Origin of the sequence: Isoptericola halotolerans, from assembly GCF_013149785.1 — a bacterium.
GTDB lineage: Bacteria > Actinomycetota > Actinomycetes > Actinomycetales > Cellulomonadaceae > Isoptericola > Isoptericola halotolerans.
In genome coordinates, this window is sequence record NZ_JABEZU010000001.1 from 271,816 (window position 1) to 287,093 (window position 15,278).

Sequence of the window (15,278 nt, forward strand, 5' to 3'; positions counted from 1 at the left end):
ACTTACACGATCGAAGCATGACCACCACCCGCACCGTCCCCGTGGCGGTCTCCGACCTCGTCGCCCGCGTCACGGGCGACGAGAAGCACGACCCGAGCGCGCACTCCACCCTCGACGTCGTCTGGGTGCTCTACGACCAGGTGCTGCGCGTGTTTCCCGACGACCCCGAGCACCCCGAACGTGACCGGTTCCTGCTCTCCAAGGGGCATGGCCCCGCCTCCACCTACGCCGTCCTGGCGGCCAAGGGGTTCTTCCCCGCCGCGTGGCTCGACGACGTCGCCTCCTGGTACTCGCCGCTCGGCCACCACCCGGACCGCACTCTCGTGCCCGGCATCGAGATCGGCAGCGGGTCCCTCGGCCACGGCCTGCCGATCGCGGTCGGCATGGCGCTCGGGCTGCGCGACCGGTCCCGGGCGCGCGTCGTCGTCCTCGTCGGCGACGCCGAGCTGGACGAGGGCAGCAACGCCGAGGCGATCGCCGTCGCCGGCCGGTTCGGCCTCGACAACCTCACCTGCGTCGTCGTCGACAACCACAGCGACAACCTCGGCTGGCCCGGCGGGATCGCCGCCCGCTTCGCGCTCGAGGGCTGGCAGGCGTCCGACGTCGGCACCCACGACCACGCGGCGCTCGCCGCCGCGCTCCGGGGCACCGCCCCCGACCGCCCCACCGCCGTCGTCGTCGACGTGCCCGGCACCGACCCGGAGGAGGGACGATGAGCGCCGCCGACCTGCGTGCCCGGTTCTACGCCGAGCTGGACCCGGCGCTCGCCGCGCACCCCGACGCCGTGCTCGTGCTGGCCGTCATCGGGGCGGGGTACGTCAGCGAGACGATCACGCGACGCCCGGACCAGGTGGTCGACGTGGGAATCCGCGAGCAGGCCATGGTCGGGGTCGCGGGCGGGCTCGCGCTGGCCGGGCGGCGACCGATCGTGCACACCTTCGCCCCGTTCCTCGTGGAGCGGGCCTACGAGCAGGTGAAGCTGGACCTCGGTCATCAGGACGTGGGCGCGCTGCTCGTCAGCGCCGGGGCGTCGTACGACATGAGCTCGGCCGGACGCACCCACCAGGCGCCCGCCGACGTCGCCCTGATGGCGGCGCTGCCCGGCTGGACCGTGCACGTGCCCGGCCACGGTGACGAGGTCGCCGAGCTGCTGCACCGCGAGGCCGGCGGGGCGGGGAGGGTCTACGTGCGGCTCTCGGGACAGCGCAACGCCCGCCCGCAGCCGGTGGACGGCCGGGTCCACCTGGTCCGCGAGGGAGCCGCGAGCGCACCGCTGGTCCTCGCCGTCGGGCCGATGCTCGACGTCGTCCTCGCCGCCACCGGCGACCTGCCGGTCCGCGTGGCCCACACGGGCACACCGCACCCGCTCGACGCCGCGGGCCTGCGCGAGCTCGTCGGGCCGACGCCGCGGCTCGCCGTCGTCGAGCCGTACCTGGCCGGGACGAGCGCGGCCGCGGTGGCCGCGGCGCTCGCCGACCGACCGTCGCGGGTGCGGCACGTCGGGGTGCCGCGAGACGCCGAGCTGCGCCGCTACGGCACCCCCCGCGACCACGCGGCGGCCCACGGGCTCGACGCCGCGGGGGTGCGACAGCAGGTGACGGAGCTCCTGGAGCGGCCGACGTAGCGGACGGTCACGCATCGCCAGCTGATGCGTGAGTCTCCACGGCGTCGCACCGGGCCAGCGCACCGACGACGGCCACCGTCCTGACGCGGCGATCGTCGCCCGACGCAGCGACGCCTAGGCTGCCGGTGTGACCGACGACGTGCGCAACATCCTCACCGCCCTGTCCGCCGTCCCCGAACCCTGGCAGCCCCACCGCCTGGCGAGCGTCAACGACTACGACGTCAAGGTGGTCAAGCTCGACGGCGAGTTCGTGTGGCACAGCCACCCCGACACCGACGAGCTGTTCCTCGTCCTCAGTGGCCGGCTCACCATCCAGCTCCGCGATCGCGACGTCCACCTCGGCCCGCACGACGTCTTCGTCGTCCCGAGGGGCGTGGAGCACTGCCCGCTGGCCGACGGCGAGGTCCAGGCGCTGCTCATCGAGCCGCAGGGCACCGTCAACACCGGCGACGCCGGCGGGGAGCGGACGTCCCCGCTCCAGGAGCTCGGCTGACTCTGCTGCCGCAGCAGAGTCCTGGCGTCCTCGTCGAGCACGGCGAGGGTTCCGGGTGCAGCTGGCCGCGCCGCGACCGTCCGTGCGTTCTCGGAGGACGACTGGTCGAGCTCCGCGAGTGCGAGGACCGGCTGAGGGCCGTGCTCGCCTCCTCGGAGTCCGCGGTGAGGTCGGCCGGGGTCGAGGGTCGCCACGGGGTGTTCGGCGAAACCTGGATCAAGGCCGCGGCTCTGGTCCGAGCTCGGCGCGGATCGTGCGCAGCGCGTCACGCAGCGACGTGCCCGACGGCGGCGCGTAGCCGAGCACGATGCCGTTCAGCGTCAGGCCGGACCCGGGCACCACGTAGTCCTGCAGATCGGCGACGAGCACACCGCGGGCGGCCAGTCGTGCGACCAGGTCGGCCGCCGGGGTGCGGTCCAGCTCCAGGACCGCGTGCAGCCCGCCGTCCAGCGCCCCGACCCGCACACCGGGCACCCCCTCGAACGTCTCGGCGACCGTCCGGCGCTTGGCCCGGTAGTCGCGGCGGCACCGGGCGACGTGGCGACGCAGCGCCCCCGTCGACATCAGGTGGGCCAGCGCGTGCTGGGTCACGCTCGCCACCGTGGCGCCGCGGCCCGAGCGGGCGGCGAGGACCGCGGCCGGGGTGCCGCCGTCCGGGGCGTCGTCACGAACGGGGAGCACGAGGTACCCGCACCGCAGCCCGGGGTCGAGGACCTTGGAGAACGACCCGACGTGCACGACGACGCCGCGGTCGTCGAGCGCGGCCAGCGCCGGCAGCGGGGCGCCCCGGTGGCGGAACTCGGAGTCGTAGTCGTCCTCGACGACGAGCACGCACTCGGCCGCGGCCCAGGCGAGCAGCCGGTGGCGTGCGGCGACGGGCATCGCACCGCCCAGCGGGTACTGGTGGCTCGGGGTGACCAGCACGGCGTCGAGGCGCTCGCGGGCGTGCGCGGCCCGCAGGGCGCCGAGGTCCATGCCCTGGGCGACCACGGGGACGGGGACGACGGCGCCGCCTGCGGAGGCGATGGCCCGCCGTCCGGCGCGGAACCCGGGGTTCTCCACCGCCACCCGGGGTGCGTGGTCCGGGGCGGTGAGGGACTCGGTGACCAGGGAGATCGCCTCCGCCGTGCCGCCGGTGACGACGACCCGGTCCGGGTCCGGCGTGAATCCCCGGCTGAGGGTGAGCTGGTTCGCGACCTGGGTGCGCAGCGCGGGCTCGCCGGCCGGGTCGGGGTAGGTGGCCTCGACCGGTCGGGCGGCCGCGTGCCGCCACGCCGCACGCCAGTCCCGCTCGGAGACGGCGGCGGCGGAGGGGACGCCGGGCCGCAGGTCGACGACGGCGCGGGGCGGCGCCGTCGAGCCGGGTGCGGACGGCGCGGGGTGGGCCCGAGCGTCGGTGCCCGCGGACGGCAGGCCCTGGCGCGTCCCTCCGAGGGTGGCTGCGACGCGGGGCACGGCTCCGTGGCGCAGCACCACGTACCCCTCGCCGTCGAGCTGTTCGTAGGCGGCGGTGACGGTGCCGCGCGACAGGCCGAGCTCGGCGGCGAGCGCCCGGGTCGAGGGCAGGGTGTCGCCCTCGGCCAGGCGGCCGTCGTGGACCATGTCGCGCACGAGTTCGGCGACGCGAGCTGCCTTGGTCGGGGAGGTCGTGTTCGCCAAGTGGTCCATCCGATCAGAAGAGAACTGGACTACAGGGTAGTCCAGCGACCTTCGTACGGTCGGTGGCATGAGCACCTGCCCGAACCTGACCGTCCGCCGCAAGCCCGACCGTCAGACCGACGACCCCGCCGTCCTCGACGGCATCCTCGCCGACGGCCACCTCGCGCACGTCGCGATGGTCCGCGACGGATGGCCTGTCGTGCTGCCCTACCTGTACGGCGTCGGCGACCTCGGAGACGGGCTCGGGCGGAGGCTCTTGCTGCACGGCTCCACCGGCGGCGGCCTGTTCCTCGACGCCGGGAGCGACGGCGTGCCCGTGTCGGTGGCGATCTCGCACCTGGACGGCCTCGTCTACGCCCGCTCCCTGAACGACAGCTCCGCCAACTACCGGTCCGCGATGATCGTCGGCCGCGCCACCGTGGTGCCCCGCGAGCTGCGGGTCGAGGCGTTGTGGCAGGTGGGCGACCACCTCATGCCCGGTCGCCGCGCGGAGGTGCGTGAGATGACCCCCCGGGAGGTCGCTGCCACCCAGGTGCTCCAGGTGCCCCTCGACCGGGTCAGCGTCAAGACCCGCAGCGGCGGGGCGGGGGAGGCGTCGGACGACGGCGAGGACCACGGCGTGTGGGCGGGCGTGCTTCCGCTGGCCGTGGCGGCGGGCACGCCGGAACCCAGCGCGCTCTCGGCCGACGTGCCGCCGGCGCCCTCGGTCGCGGCGTTGGCGGCGCGACTGCGATGAGGCTGCGTCGGACGAACCCAGGCCACCGGTCGACGATTGGCTGTTCGCGCGAGCGCCTGCGACCGGCGAAGATGGGCGGGTGCGCACCATCCGGCAGTCCCAGAAGCTCCGCGGAGTCCGCTACGACGTCCGCGGCCCGATCCTCGTCGAGGCGCAGCGCCTCGAGGCAGAGGGTCACCGCATCCTCAAGCTGAACATCGGCAACACCGCGCCGTTCGGCTTCGACGCCCCCGAGGCGATCCAGACGGCTGTCACGCAGAGCCTCCCGGAGGCACAGGGGTACAGCGACTCCCGGGGTATCTACGAGGCACGCACGGCGGTGGCGCAGTACTACCAGTCGCGCGGGCTGCGGGACACGATGGTGGACGACGTCTTCATCGGCAACGGCGTGTCGGAGCTCATCTCGATGGTGCTGCAGGCTTTCGTCGACGACGGCAACGAGATCCTCGTGCCGGCCCCCGACTACCCCCTGTGGACGGGCGCCGTCACCCTCACCGGCGGCACGCCCGTGCACTACGTCTGCGACGAGTCGAACGGCTGGATGCCGGACCTCGAGGACATCGAGTCGAAGATCACCGAGAACACGCACGCGCTGGTGATCATCAACCCGAACAACCCCACCGGGGCCGTCTACAGCAAGGAGATGGTCGAGGCGCTCGTCGACATCGCGCGGCGCCACGACCTGGTCGTCCTCGCCGACGAGATCTACGAGAAGATCCTCTACGACGACGCCGTGCACCACCACGCCGCCACCGCCGCAGGCTCCGACGTGCTCTGCCTGACGTTCAGCGGGCTGTCCAAGGCGTACCGGGTCTGCGGGTACCGGGCCGGCTGGGTGATGATCTCCGGCCCGAAGGAGACCGCCACCGAGTTCCTCGAGGGCCTGACGCTGCTGGCCAACATGCGCATGTGCGCGAACGTGCCGGCTCAGCACGCCATCCAGACGGCGCTCGGCGGGTACCAGTCGATCGACGAGCTCATCGTGCCGGGGGGCCGGTTCCACGAGCAGACGATGCTCGCGGACAAGCTGCTCAACGAGATCCCCGGGGTCTCGTCGGTGCGACCGCGCGGAGCGCTGTACTGCTTCCCCCGGCTCGACCCCGAGGTCTACCGGATCGACGACGACCAGCAGTTCGTCATCGACCTGCTGCGGTCCAAGAAGATCCTCGTCACGCACGGCACCGGGTTCAACTGGACGGCACCCGACCACTTCCGGCTCGTCACCCTGCCCGACGTCGAGGTGCTCGAAGAGGCCATCGGCCGGATCGGGGAGTTCCTCGCCACGCGGCGGTAGTCGGGTCGCCCCGCGGCGGGCGACCGGTGCCGGACGGCCGCGTGTCGGACGTCACCCTTGACCCCGACGCGACGTCATAGTTCTCACTGGTCCCATGAGACTCGTACCCGTCGCCTACCTGGCGTCCTACACGCTGTCCCTGCTGGGCAACTCCATCGCCGGGATCGCGCTTCCGCTGATCGTGCTCCAGATGACCGGGAGCGTCCTGGGGATGGGGGCGCTCGCCGCGGCGACCGCCGTCCCCGCGGTGCTCGCCGGCCTCTTCATGGGCGTGGTGATCGACCGGATCAACCGGCGCACGTCCTCCGTGCTCACCGACCTCGTCTCCGCGGCGGCGATCGCGGCCCTGCCGGTCGTCGACCTGATCACCGGGCTGAACCTCGGCTGGTTCATCCTGTTCGGGATCATCGGCTCCGTCGGGGACGTGCCGGGCTTGACCGCGAGGGACGCCCTGCTGCCCGCGATCGTGCGGCACGGCAAGGTCTCCTCCGAGCGACTGATGGGCATGCGGGAGAGCCTGGGGGCGGTGGCGATGCTGATCGGCCCGGCGGCCGCAGGCACCCTCATGGTGCTGTTCGACGGGTCGACCGTGCTGTGGATCACCGCGGCGACGTCCCTGCTCGCCGCACTGCTCACGCTGCTCATCCCGCACCGGGTCGGTGACATCGCCCGCGACCTCCCCGAGGCCGACGCGGACGCCGTGCCGGCGAGCGGGTGGACCCAGCTGCGAGAAGGCTGGCGCGTGCTGTTCCGCAGCCGCTTCCTGATGGCGACCACGCTGCTCAGCCTTGCCTCCGTGGTGGTGCTCGCCGCGCTGCAGGCGCTGGTCCTGCCGGTCTACTTCACGCTCGCCGACCAGCCGGGCATGCTCGGCTACGTCCTGACGGCCCTGGCGGCCGGGATGCTCCTCGGCGGTGGCTCCTACGCGCTGTTCGGTACGCGGGGGCGGCGCCGGTGGTGGTTCGTCACCGGGATCGTCGGGACCACGGTCGGGTTCGCCGTCGTCGCGACGCTCGCCTCGGTGTGGGTGGTGTTCGCCGGCGCGTTCGTCGTCGGGCTGTCCGGCGGGCTGTTCAGCAGCCTCGTCGGCGTGCTGATGATCGAACGGATCCCCGAGCAGATGCGCGGGCGCGTCATGGGGACGCAGAACTCCATGATGACCGCCGCGCCACCGCTCGGCATCGTCATCGCTGCCGTCATCACCGAGTTCGTCAGCCTCGACGCAGCAGCGATCACGCTCGCGGGCGTGTGGCTCGTCGCCGCGGTGGTCGGGCTGCTCGCCCGGTCCTTGCGTAACCTGGAACGGCCAGAGGGGCCGTCCACAGGGACACAGAGGGGACGACGGTGGTGACGAACGGTGCATAGCAACGAGCTGGCCCGGCTCGCCGGGGTGTCCGTCCGGACGCTGCGCCACTACCACCAGGTAGGCGTCCTCGACGAGCCTGAGCGGAGCAGCAACGGGTATCGCCGCTACGACGTGCGCGACCTGGTGCGCGTGCTGCGGATCCGACGGCTCGCCGCCCTCGGGATCCCGCTCGACCAGGTGCCGGCCCTGCTGGAGAACGCGGAGGCCGGCGGTGCGGGGGGCGAGTCGGGTGAGCTCCTGGACGAGCTGGATCGTGAGCTGGCCGGTCAGATGGACCGGCTGGCCCGCCAGCGGGCGGTGATCGCCCAGCTGCGCGACCACCACGTGGCCCCCGACCTGCCACCCGAGCTGGCGCCGTTCTTCGGCGTCCACCCGTCGATGGGCATCCTGGCCAGGATCGACCGTGACCAGGCGGTGCTGCTGGCCCACCTGGCCGGCGAGGAGGGGATGCCGCACCTGGCCGGCCTCTACGAGAGGCTCGGCGACGCCGTCCTCGACGCGAGGGGGAACGACCTGCCGGAGCGCTTCGAGCGGCTCGGACCCACCAGCCCCGACGGGGAGATCTCGGCACTGGTCGAGGACTACCTGGAGGTCTACGGTCCGGTCGTGGACGAGCTCGCCGCGGCCGAGCTCCCGCTCGACCTGAGCGGGTCCGAGGAGGTCCTCACCGAGTACACCGACGCGGTGCTCAACGAGCAGCAGCTGCGGGCGTACCGGCTGCTCGAGTCCCGGATCCTCTCGCGGACCTCGGAGAATGCGGTTGACGACGAGCCGCCGCCGGTGACAGCCTCGACGTCGTCCCCGCGGGCAGGCCGCGTGTGAGAGGGGGCGGACGGAAGGTGAGTCGGGTGACGGACACGCACGGCGGTCCCACGACCTCGCGCTGACCCCTGCTCGCCCGCACCCGGACCGGTGCACCCCCGGTGGGTGGACGACGTCGGCGCACGCCATCGCGTCCCCTGGAGCCACCCGTGCCCCTCACCCCCGCCGTCGTCCTGCGCGACCTCACGTTCTCCTGGCCCGACGGGTCCACCCCCGTCGCCGGTGTCTCCGGTACCTTCACCCCCGGCCGCACCGGCCTCGTCGGTCTGAACGGCACCGGCAAGTCGACCCTGCTGCGCCTGGTCGCCGGTCGGCTGACGCCCACCTCGGGGACGGTGACGGTCGCCGGCACCGCCGACTACCTGCCGCAACGCCTCACCCTGGACACCGACGCGACGGTCGCCGACCTGCTCGGCGTGCGTGCCGTCGTCGACGCCGTGCGGGCCATCGCCGACGGCGACGTCCGTCCCGAGCTGTTCGACGTCGTCGGCGTGGACGGGTGGGACCTGGAGGAACGAGCCGTCGCCGCGCTCGCCGGCGCGGACGTCCTGCCCGCCTCAGCCACCGGGGTGCTCGACCGTCGGGTCGGGACCCTGTCCGGGGGTGAGGCCGTGCTCGTCGCGATCACCGGCATCCGGCTGGGCGGCGCCGACGTCGCCCTGCTCGACGAGCCGACGAACAACCTGGACGGCTCGGCCCGTGAGCGCCTCCACGAGCTGGTGCGCACCTGGCGCGGCGCGCTCGTGGTGATCTCGCACGACCGCGAGCTGCTCGAGCTGGTCGACACCACGGCGGAGCTGCGCACGGGCGCGCTGACCACGTACGGCGGCACCTACTCGCAGTACGAGGACCACCTCGCCGGGCAGCAGGAGGCCGCGCGCTCGGCGCTGCGCGACGCCGAGCAGACGCTGCGGCGCGAGAAACGGCAGCGCATCGACACGCAGGAGCGCATCGCCCACTCCGAGCGCCAGGGTCGCAAGGACGCCGCGAACCGCAAGTACGTCAAGGCGGTCGTCGACGACCGCCGCAACGCCGCCCAGAAGTCGCAGGGATCCCGGCGGGGCGCCGCCGCGGAGGCCGAGTCGCGGGCCCGTGAGGCCGTGGCGGTCGCGGAGCGTGCCGTGCGCGACGACGACCGCATCGTCGTCGACCTGCCCGACCCCGACGTCCCGGCCGGGCGCAGGCTCGCGGTGCTGCGCGGGGCCGACGGGCGCGAGACGGTGATCGCGGGCCCGGAGCGGGTCGCCCTGACCGGGCCCAACGGCGTGGGCAAGACGACGCTGCTGGAACGCCTCGTCCGCGGCGGCGGGGCCGGGCGCGGCGGCGGCACGCGCGCCACGGCGCAGCCGCTCACGGAGCGCGTCGGCTACCTGCCGCAACGCCTCGACGGGCTCGACGACGGCGCGACCGTGCTCGACGAGGTGCGCCGCCGGGCGCCGCACGTGGCGCCGCGGGAGCTGCGCAACCGTCTGGCGCGGTTCCTCGTGCGGGGCGACCAGGTCGACCGGCCGGTGGGCACCCTCTCGGGCGGGGAACGGTTCCGGGTGGCGCTGGCCGGCGTGCTGCTCGGCGACCCCCCGGCCCAGCTCCTCGTGCTGGACGAGCCGACCAACAACCTGGACCTGGCCAGCACGGACCAGCTCGTGCAGGCGTTGTCGTCCTACCGCGGCGGCCTGCTGGTGGTCAGCCACGACCGGGCGTTCCTGCGGCGGCTCGGGCTGACCGGCGAGCTGGTGCTCGGGGCGGACGGGTCGCTGGTCGCGAGTCGCCCGCTCGCCGACGTCGCGCAGGGCGGCCCCGCAGGACGTTGACAAGTGGGGAAGGTGCGGGTCACACTTGCTCAATCGATTGACTGCTCAATCGATTGAACCGGTAAGGAGGCCGATCATGGCGCGAGCGCGGATCTCGGACGTGGCCCAGGTGGCCGGCGTCTCCACGAGCACCGTCTCCCTCGTGCTCAACGGCCGCACCCAGCGCATCTCGCCCGCCACGCAGGACCGCGTCCGCGAGGCCGCCACCACCGTCGGCTACACGCCCAACTCCGTCGCGCGCGGGCTGCGCACCCAGCGCACCCGGACCCTCGGTCTCGTCTCCGACCAGATCGCCACCACCCCCTTCGCCGGACGCATGCTCGCCGGCGCCCAGGAGGTCGCGCACGAGCACGGCCACCTGCTCTTCCTCGTCAACACCGACGGTGACGCCGCGGTGGAGGCCGAGGCGGTGCAGGCGCTCACCGGTCACCAGGTGGACGGCCTGGTCTACGCCGCGATGTGGCACCGCGTCGTCGACGCCCCCGCCGGGCTGCCGGCGGGGACCGTCTTCCTCGACTGCCGGCCGGCCACCGGCGGGTACCCCGCCGTCGTCCCCGACGACCGGGCGGGCGGCCGTGACGCCACCCGACTGCTCGTGGAGGCCGGGCACCGGCGGATCGCCTACGTCGACGTCGACGAGGACAGCCCGCCGATCGCGTCCGCCCTGCGGCACGAGGGGTACCTCGAGGTTCTCGCCGAGGCGGGCATCCGGCCCGACCCGGCGCTCCACGTGCGGTACGAGTCGTCGGCCGCCGGCGGTCGCGCAGCGATGGTGGAGCTTCTCGACCTGCCCGCCGAGCGCCGTCCGACGGCGATCTTCTGCTTCAACGACCGCATGGCCGCCGGCGTCTACGTCGCCGCTCACCGCCGGGGGCTCGACATCCCCGGCGACCTCTCCGTCGTCGGCTACGACGACCAACAGCTCGTCGCCGGGGAGCTCGACCCGCCCCTGACGACCATCGCCCTGCCCCATGCACAGATGGGGCGCTGGGCCACCGAGGTCGCGCTCGGGGTGCGCAAGCCCCCCGAGGACGACCAGCCCCACCTCATGCCGTGCCCGGTCGTGCACCGGGACTCGGTGGGTCCGCCGCCGGCAGCAGCGCCAACTCCGGCCGGCGACGGACCTGGAACCACCCCCTGACCGTCCGGTCGACCGACCGGACGGTCACAGAGCGAGTGTCGCGGCGCTGATGCCGCGACACCTGGAAGGAACTCCAGATGAACCGCAGATCCCTCGCGACGATCGTATCCGCCTCCGCCGTCTCAGCACTCGCCCTCACCGGGTGCGGGCAGGCAGGCCAGGGCGACACCACCCCGGACGGCGACGGCCCGGTCGAGCTGACCATGTGGACGCACTCGGCCGGCAACCCCGCCGAGCTCGAGGTCTACGAGCAGATCATCGCCGACTTCAACGCCTCGCAGGACGACTACGAGGTCGTCACCGAGGCCTTCCCCCAGGGCGCCTACAACGACGCCATCGTGGCCGCCGCCGCGGCGAACGACCTGCCCTGCCTGCTCGACATGGACGGGCCCATCGTCCCGAACTGGGCGTGGGCGGGGTACATCCAGCCGCTCGACCTCGACCCGGCCGTCACCGACTCCCTCCTGCCGACCGCCGTGGGCACCTACCAGGACGAGATCTACTCCGCGGGCTACTGGGACGCGGCCCTGGCGATCTTCGCCCGGCAGTCGGTCCTCGAGGACAACGGCATCCGCATCCCGACCGCCGACGACCCGTGGAGCGTCGACGAGCTCGACGAGGCGCTCGCCACCCTGCAGGACGCGGGCTACGACACGCCCCTCGACATCGGCGCCGAGGACACCGGCGAGTGGTGGTCCTACGCCTACTCGCCGATGCTGCAGAGCGCGGGGGGCGACCTCGTCGACCGTGACACCATGCTCACCGCCGACGGTGCGCTGAACGGCCCCGAGGCCGTGGACTTCTTCACCTGGTTCCAGGGCGCCTTCGAGCAGGGCTGGGCCAGCGACTCGGGCACGGTCGGCAACGAGGAGTTCAACAACGACGAGGTCGCCCTGAGCTACACGGGCGTGTGGAACGCGATGGACTCCCTCGACGCGGTCGGCGACGACCTGCTCATCCTGCCCCCGCCGGACTTCGGCGACGGCCCGCGCATCGGTGGCGGCTCCTGGCAGTGGGGGATCTCCTCGACCTGCAACGCGCCCGACGGTGCGCGCGCCTACCTGGAGTTCAGCTTCGCCGACGAGTACGTCACGGCGTTCGCCGACAACCAGGTCGTCATCCCGGCCACCCCCGGCGCCGTCGAGGCCTCCGTGCACTTCTCGCCCGACGGCGACCTGCGCCCCTTCGTGGAGCTGTCGGAGCGTTTCGCGCTCCTGCGACCGGAGACGCCCGCGTACCCGGTGATCTCCTCGACCTTCGAGAAGGCGGCGAAGGACATCATGAACGGCGCGGACATCCCCTCCACGCTCGACGGCGCCGTCGCCGAGATCGACGCCAACATCGAGTCCAACGACGGGTACGGCTTCTGAGCCGTCCCTCCTGACCGGCGCGGGGCGGAACCCCTCGGGCGACCGCCCCGCGCCCGGACGGAGCAGACCCATGACCACTCCCACCAGCACCCCTGTGCCCCCGCACGCGAGCCGACCCGGGGACCGTGCACCCGCCGCCGCCGCCGGCCGCCGCCACGGCACCCGTGCCGCTCGACGCCGCGAAGGCCGCGCCGGGTTCGGCATGGCCGCACCGGCGCTCGTCCTCCTGCTGCTGTTCCTCGTGATCCCGGTGCTCCTCGCGTTCGGGCTGTCGTTCACCAACGCCCGGCTCATCTCGCCCAACCCGCCGCGGTTCGTCGGCCTGGACAACTTCCTGCGGGCGTTCACCGCGGACCCGGTGTTCCTGCGGTCGATGCTCAACACCTTCGTCTTCGCGGCCGTCGTCGTCCCGGTGCAGGCGGCCCTCGGTCTGCTCCTCGCGGTGCTGGTGAACCAGAAGATCCGCGGCGTGACCGCCTTCCGGGTCATCTTCTTCATCCCGGTCGTGACGTCGATCGTCGTCGTGTCGATCCTGTGGCGGTTCATGTACCAGGAGAACGGTCTGATCAACTCGATGATCGACACGATCACCTTCGGGGCGTGGCAGGGCATGGCCTGGCTGAACGACCCGAGCACGGCGCTCGGCGCGATCATCGTGCTCTCGATCTGGCAGGCGGTGGGCTTCCACATGCTCATCTGGCTCTCCGGCCTGCAGACCATCCCGGAGGCGCTCTACGAGGCCGCGCGCATGGACGGGGCCACGCCCCGGCAGCAGTTCGCCAACGTCACCTGGCCGGGTCTGCACTCGACCATGGTCTTCGTGCTCGTCACGATCACGATCGCCGCCCTGGGCCTGTTCGTGCAGGTCGACGTCATGACGCAGGGCGGACCGGTGAATTCCACCTCGACGCTCGTCTACCACGCCGTGCGCAAGGGCTACCGGGAGCTGGAGACGGGCTACGGCGCCACCATCTCGCTCATCTTCTTCGTCCTGGTGCTGATCATCGCGCTGGTCCAGCGGCACCTGACCCGAGACAAGGACTGATCATGACGACGCCCAGGACCGCTGCACCCCTCGCCGAGCACGACGTGCGCCGTCGGCGCAAGGTCTGGTCGTACGCCGCGATGAGCGTGCTGGCCGTGATCTTCCTCTTCCCGCTCGTCTTCATGCTCGTCTCGAGCCTGAAGCCGGACTCCCAGATCCTGTCCGACATCGGCTCCCCGCAGGCCTTCCTGCCGGTGGGCGACATCAGCCTGGACAACTACTTCGGTGTGTTCGACCGCGTGCCGGTCAGCCGCTTCCTGTTCAACTCGGTGCTCGTCACCGTGCTGACCGTGGGGCTGGGCCTGATCGTGAACTCGATGGCGGGCTTCGCCCTGTCCCGGATGCGGTGGAAGGGGCGCTCGCTCGTGCTGAGCCTCGTCATCGCGACGCTCATCGTGCCGTTCGAGACGATCGCCGTGCCGATGGTCTACTGGGTGTCCAAGCTGCCGACCCTCGTCCTGGAGGGCGGGGTGCCGAAGTACGACTTCGGCTGGCTGAACTCCTACCACGTGCAGATCGTGCCGTTCATCGCCAACGCGTTCGCGATCTTCCTGTTCACCCAGTACTTCTCGACGATCCCGAAGTCGTTGGACGAGGCCGCACGCATCGACGGCGCGGGCTGGTTCACCATCTACCGGCGCATCGTCGCCCCGCTGGCGGGGCCGGCGTTCGCGACCGTCGCGATCCTGACGTTCCTGCCGGCCTGGAACCAGTACCTGTGGCCCCTCATGGTCGTCCAGCAGGAGGACCTGCGCCCCGTCATGGTCGGCATGCAGTACTTCTTCCAGCTCAACACCGCCTGGGGCGAGGTCATGGCCTACACGTCCCTCATCACGATCCCCGTCCTCGTCGTCTTCCTGTCCTTCCAGCGTGCGTTCGTCTCCAGCGTCGCCGCGAGCGGGGTCAAGGGCTGACCCGAAAGGTACTCATGTTCACGCTTCCCGACTCCTGGGTGTGGGACTTCTGGTTCGCCGACGACGGCGACCGCCACCACCTGTTCTTCCTGTACGCCTCGCGGGCCCTGCACGACCCGGACGCCCGCCACTACCGCGCCTCGATCGGCCACGCGGTCTCGGACGACCTCGTGCACTGGGACCGGCTGCCCGACGCGCTGGTCCGCGGCGAGCAGGGCTCCTTCGACGACCTCGCCACCTGGACCGGCTCGGTGGTCCGGCACCCCGACGGCACCTGGTTCCTCTTCTACACCGGGGCGAGCCTCACGCCGGCCGGCAACGTGCAGCGCATCGGCTACGCGACGTCGTCGGACCTGACGACCTGGCACAAGTCGCCGGACAACCCGGTGCTGACCTCCGACGGCTCCTGGTACGAGACGCTGGCCGACGGCCAGTGGCACGACGAGGCGTTCCGCGACCCGTGGGTGCTGCCGGACCCTGACGGCGAGGGGTGGCACATGCTGCTGACCGCGCGCGGCCGCACGGGTGAGCCGTTCGAGCGGGGCGTCGTCGGGCACGCGCGGTCCGCCGACCTGCGCTCGTGGGAGCTGCGCCCGCCGCTGACGGACGTCGGGCAGGGCTTCGGGCAGCTCGAGGTCGTCCAGGTCGAGGAGGTCGACGGCCGTCCCGTGCTGCTGTTCTCCTGCCTCGCCTCCGACCGGCCGGACGACCGGCGGGACGTGCCCGGCGGGGTGTGGGCCGTGCCCGCGGAGTCGTTGCTCGGCCCGTTCGACGTCGCCGGGGCGTACCCGCTGACCGGCGCGAGCCTGTACAGCGGGCGCCTGGTGCGGGCCCGCGACGGCGGCTGGCGGTTCCTGGCGTTCCACCACGACGGTCCGGACGGGGAGTTCGTGGGGAGCATCAGCGACCCGATGCCCGTGCGCTGGGCGGGGGAGCGGCTCGTCGTCGGGCAGGGCTGACGACGAGCCGCGGCGGACCGCACCGAGACCGAGGTCCGAGGCGG

Annotated in this window: 14 protein-coding genes; 13 read left to right on the forward strand and 1 reads right to left on the reverse strand. The window is 72.6% G+C overall.

All coding sequences use genetic code 11. The features are described from left to right. Positions 1-17 precede the first annotated feature (17 nt). The 3 genes from HDG69_RS01370 to HDG69_RS01380 all read left to right on the forward strand — a co-directional run bounded on the left by HDG69_RS01370 (position 18) and on the right by HDG69_RS01380 (position 2,117). Entirely contained in the window at positions 18-716 is a 699-nt protein-coding gene (locus tag HDG69_RS01370; RefSeq protein WP_171781991.1) for a thiamine pyrophosphate-dependent enzyme, read from the forward strand. After that, positions 713-1,624, forward strand: a complete 912-nt coding sequence (locus tag HDG69_RS01375) for a transketolase family protein (protein ID WP_171781992.1) — start codon at positions 713-715, stop codon at positions 1,622-1,624. Before HDG69_RS01370 ends, HDG69_RS01375 begins: the two co-directional genes overlap by 4 nt. Positions 1,625-1,751: 127 nt before the next feature. After that, positions 1,752-2,117: a cupin domain-containing protein gene (locus tag HDG69_RS01380; RefSeq protein WP_171781993.1), complete on the forward strand. Its 366-nt coding sequence runs from the start codon at positions 1,752-1,754 to the stop codon at positions 2,115-2,117. Positions 2,118-2,333: 216 nt separating this feature from the next. On the opposite strand, the gene pdxR is transcribed toward HDG69_RS01380, so the two are convergent. Continuing rightward, complete coding sequence (pdxR, locus tag HDG69_RS01385; protein ID WP_171781994.1) at positions 2,334-3,785, reverse strand: MocR-like pyridoxine biosynthesis transcription factor PdxR; 1,452 nt, start codon at positions 3,783-3,785, stop codon at positions 2,334-2,336. Positions 3,786-3,843: 58 nt separating this feature from the next. Between pdxR and HDG69_RS01390 the strand changes: the two genes are divergently transcribed. From HDG69_RS01390 to HDG69_RS01435, 10 genes are all read left to right on the forward strand, one after another. Next, entirely contained in the window at positions 3,844-4,512 is a 669-nt protein-coding gene (locus HDG69_RS01390) for a pyridoxamine 5'-phosphate oxidase family protein (protein WP_171781995.1), read from the forward strand. 79 nt (positions 4,513-4,591) lie between these two features. Continuing rightward, positions 4,592-5,806, forward strand: coding sequence for an aminotransferase class I/II-fold pyridoxal phosphate-dependent enzyme (locus HDG69_RS01395; RefSeq protein ID WP_171781996.1), 1,215 nt, complete (start codon positions 4,592-4,594; stop codon positions 5,804-5,806). Positions 5,807-5,900: 94 nt separating this feature from the next. Beyond that, positions 5,901-7,157: an MFS transporter gene (locus tag HDG69_RS01400; RefSeq protein WP_171781997.1), complete on the forward strand. Its 1,257-nt coding sequence runs from the start codon at positions 5,901-5,903 to the stop codon at positions 7,155-7,157. Positions 7,158-7,163: 6 nt separating this feature from the next. Further along, complete coding sequence (locus HDG69_RS01405) at positions 7,164-7,994, forward strand: MerR family transcriptional regulator (protein WP_171781998.1); 831 nt, start codon at positions 7,164-7,166, stop codon at positions 7,992-7,994. 149 nt (positions 7,995-8,143) lie between these two features. Further along, a complete protein-coding gene (locus HDG69_RS01410) occupies positions 8,144-9,805 on the forward strand; it encodes an ATP-binding cassette domain-containing protein (protein WP_171781999.1) in 1,662 nt (553 codons plus the stop codon). Positions 9,806-9,881: 76 nt separating this feature from the next. Then, a complete protein-coding gene (locus HDG69_RS01415; protein ID WP_171782000.1) occupies positions 9,882-10,946 on the forward strand; it encodes a LacI family DNA-binding transcriptional regulator in 1,065 nt (354 codons plus the stop codon). Positions 10,947-11,023: 77 nt separating this feature from the next. Then, entirely contained in the window at positions 11,024-12,316 is a 1,293-nt protein-coding gene (locus tag HDG69_RS01420; protein WP_171782001.1) for a sugar ABC transporter substrate-binding protein, read from the forward strand. 202 nt (positions 12,317-12,518) lie between these two features. Next, positions 12,519-13,361, forward strand: coding sequence for a carbohydrate ABC transporter permease (locus tag HDG69_RS01425; RefSeq protein ID WP_171783119.1), 843 nt, complete (start codon positions 12,519-12,521; stop codon positions 13,359-13,361). 2 nt (positions 13,362-13,363) lie between these two features. Continuing rightward, positions 13,364-14,275, forward strand: coding sequence for a carbohydrate ABC transporter permease (locus tag HDG69_RS01430; RefSeq protein WP_171782002.1), 912 nt, complete (start codon positions 13,364-13,366; stop codon positions 14,273-14,275). 14 nt (positions 14,276-14,289) lie between these two features. Beyond that, a complete protein-coding gene (locus tag HDG69_RS01435; protein WP_171782003.1) occupies positions 14,290-15,234 on the forward strand; it encodes a glycoside hydrolase family protein in 945 nt (314 codons plus the stop codon). Positions 15,235-15,278 lie beyond the last annotated feature (44 nt).

Bases quoted from the DNA above. Each gene is read 5' to 3' on its own strand.
- HDG69_RS01400 (WP_171781997.1), top strand. From the start codon at position 5,901: ATGAGACTCGTACCCGTCGCCTACCTGGCGTCCTACACGCTGTCCCTG.
- HDG69_RS01415 (WP_171782000.1), top strand. From the start codon at position 9,882: ATGGCGCGAGCGCGGATCTCGGACGTGGCCCAGGTGGCCGGCGTCTCC.
- HDG69_RS01430 (WP_171782002.1), top strand. From the start codon at position 13,364: ATGACGACGCCCAGGACCGCTGCACCCCTCGCCGAGCACGACGTGCGC.
- HDG69_RS01375 (WP_171781992.1), top strand. From the start codon at position 713: ATGAGCGCCGCCGACCTGCGTGCCCGGTTCTACGCCGAGCTGGACCCG.
- pdxR (WP_171781994.1), bottom strand. From the start codon at position 3,785: ATGGACCACTTGGCGAACACGACCTCCCCGACCAAGGCAGCTCGCGTC.
- HDG69_RS01425 (WP_171783119.1), top strand. From the start codon at position 12,519: ATGGCCGCACCGGCGCTCGTCCTCCTGCTGCTGTTCCTCGTGATCCCG.
- HDG69_RS01435 (WP_171782003.1), top strand. From the start codon at position 14,290: ATGTTCACGCTTCCCGACTCCTGGGTGTGGGACTTCTGGTTCGCCGAC.
- HDG69_RS01390 (WP_171781995.1), top strand. From the start codon at position 3,844: ATGAGCACCTGCCCGAACCTGACCGTCCGCCGCAAGCCCGACCGTCAG.
- HDG69_RS01420 (WP_171782001.1), top strand. From the start codon at position 11,024: ATGAACCGCAGATCCCTCGCGACGATCGTATCCGCCTCCGCCGTCTCA.
- HDG69_RS01370 (WP_171781991.1), top strand. From the start codon at position 18: ATGACCACCACCCGCACCGTCCCCGTGGCGGTCTCCGACCTCGTCGCC.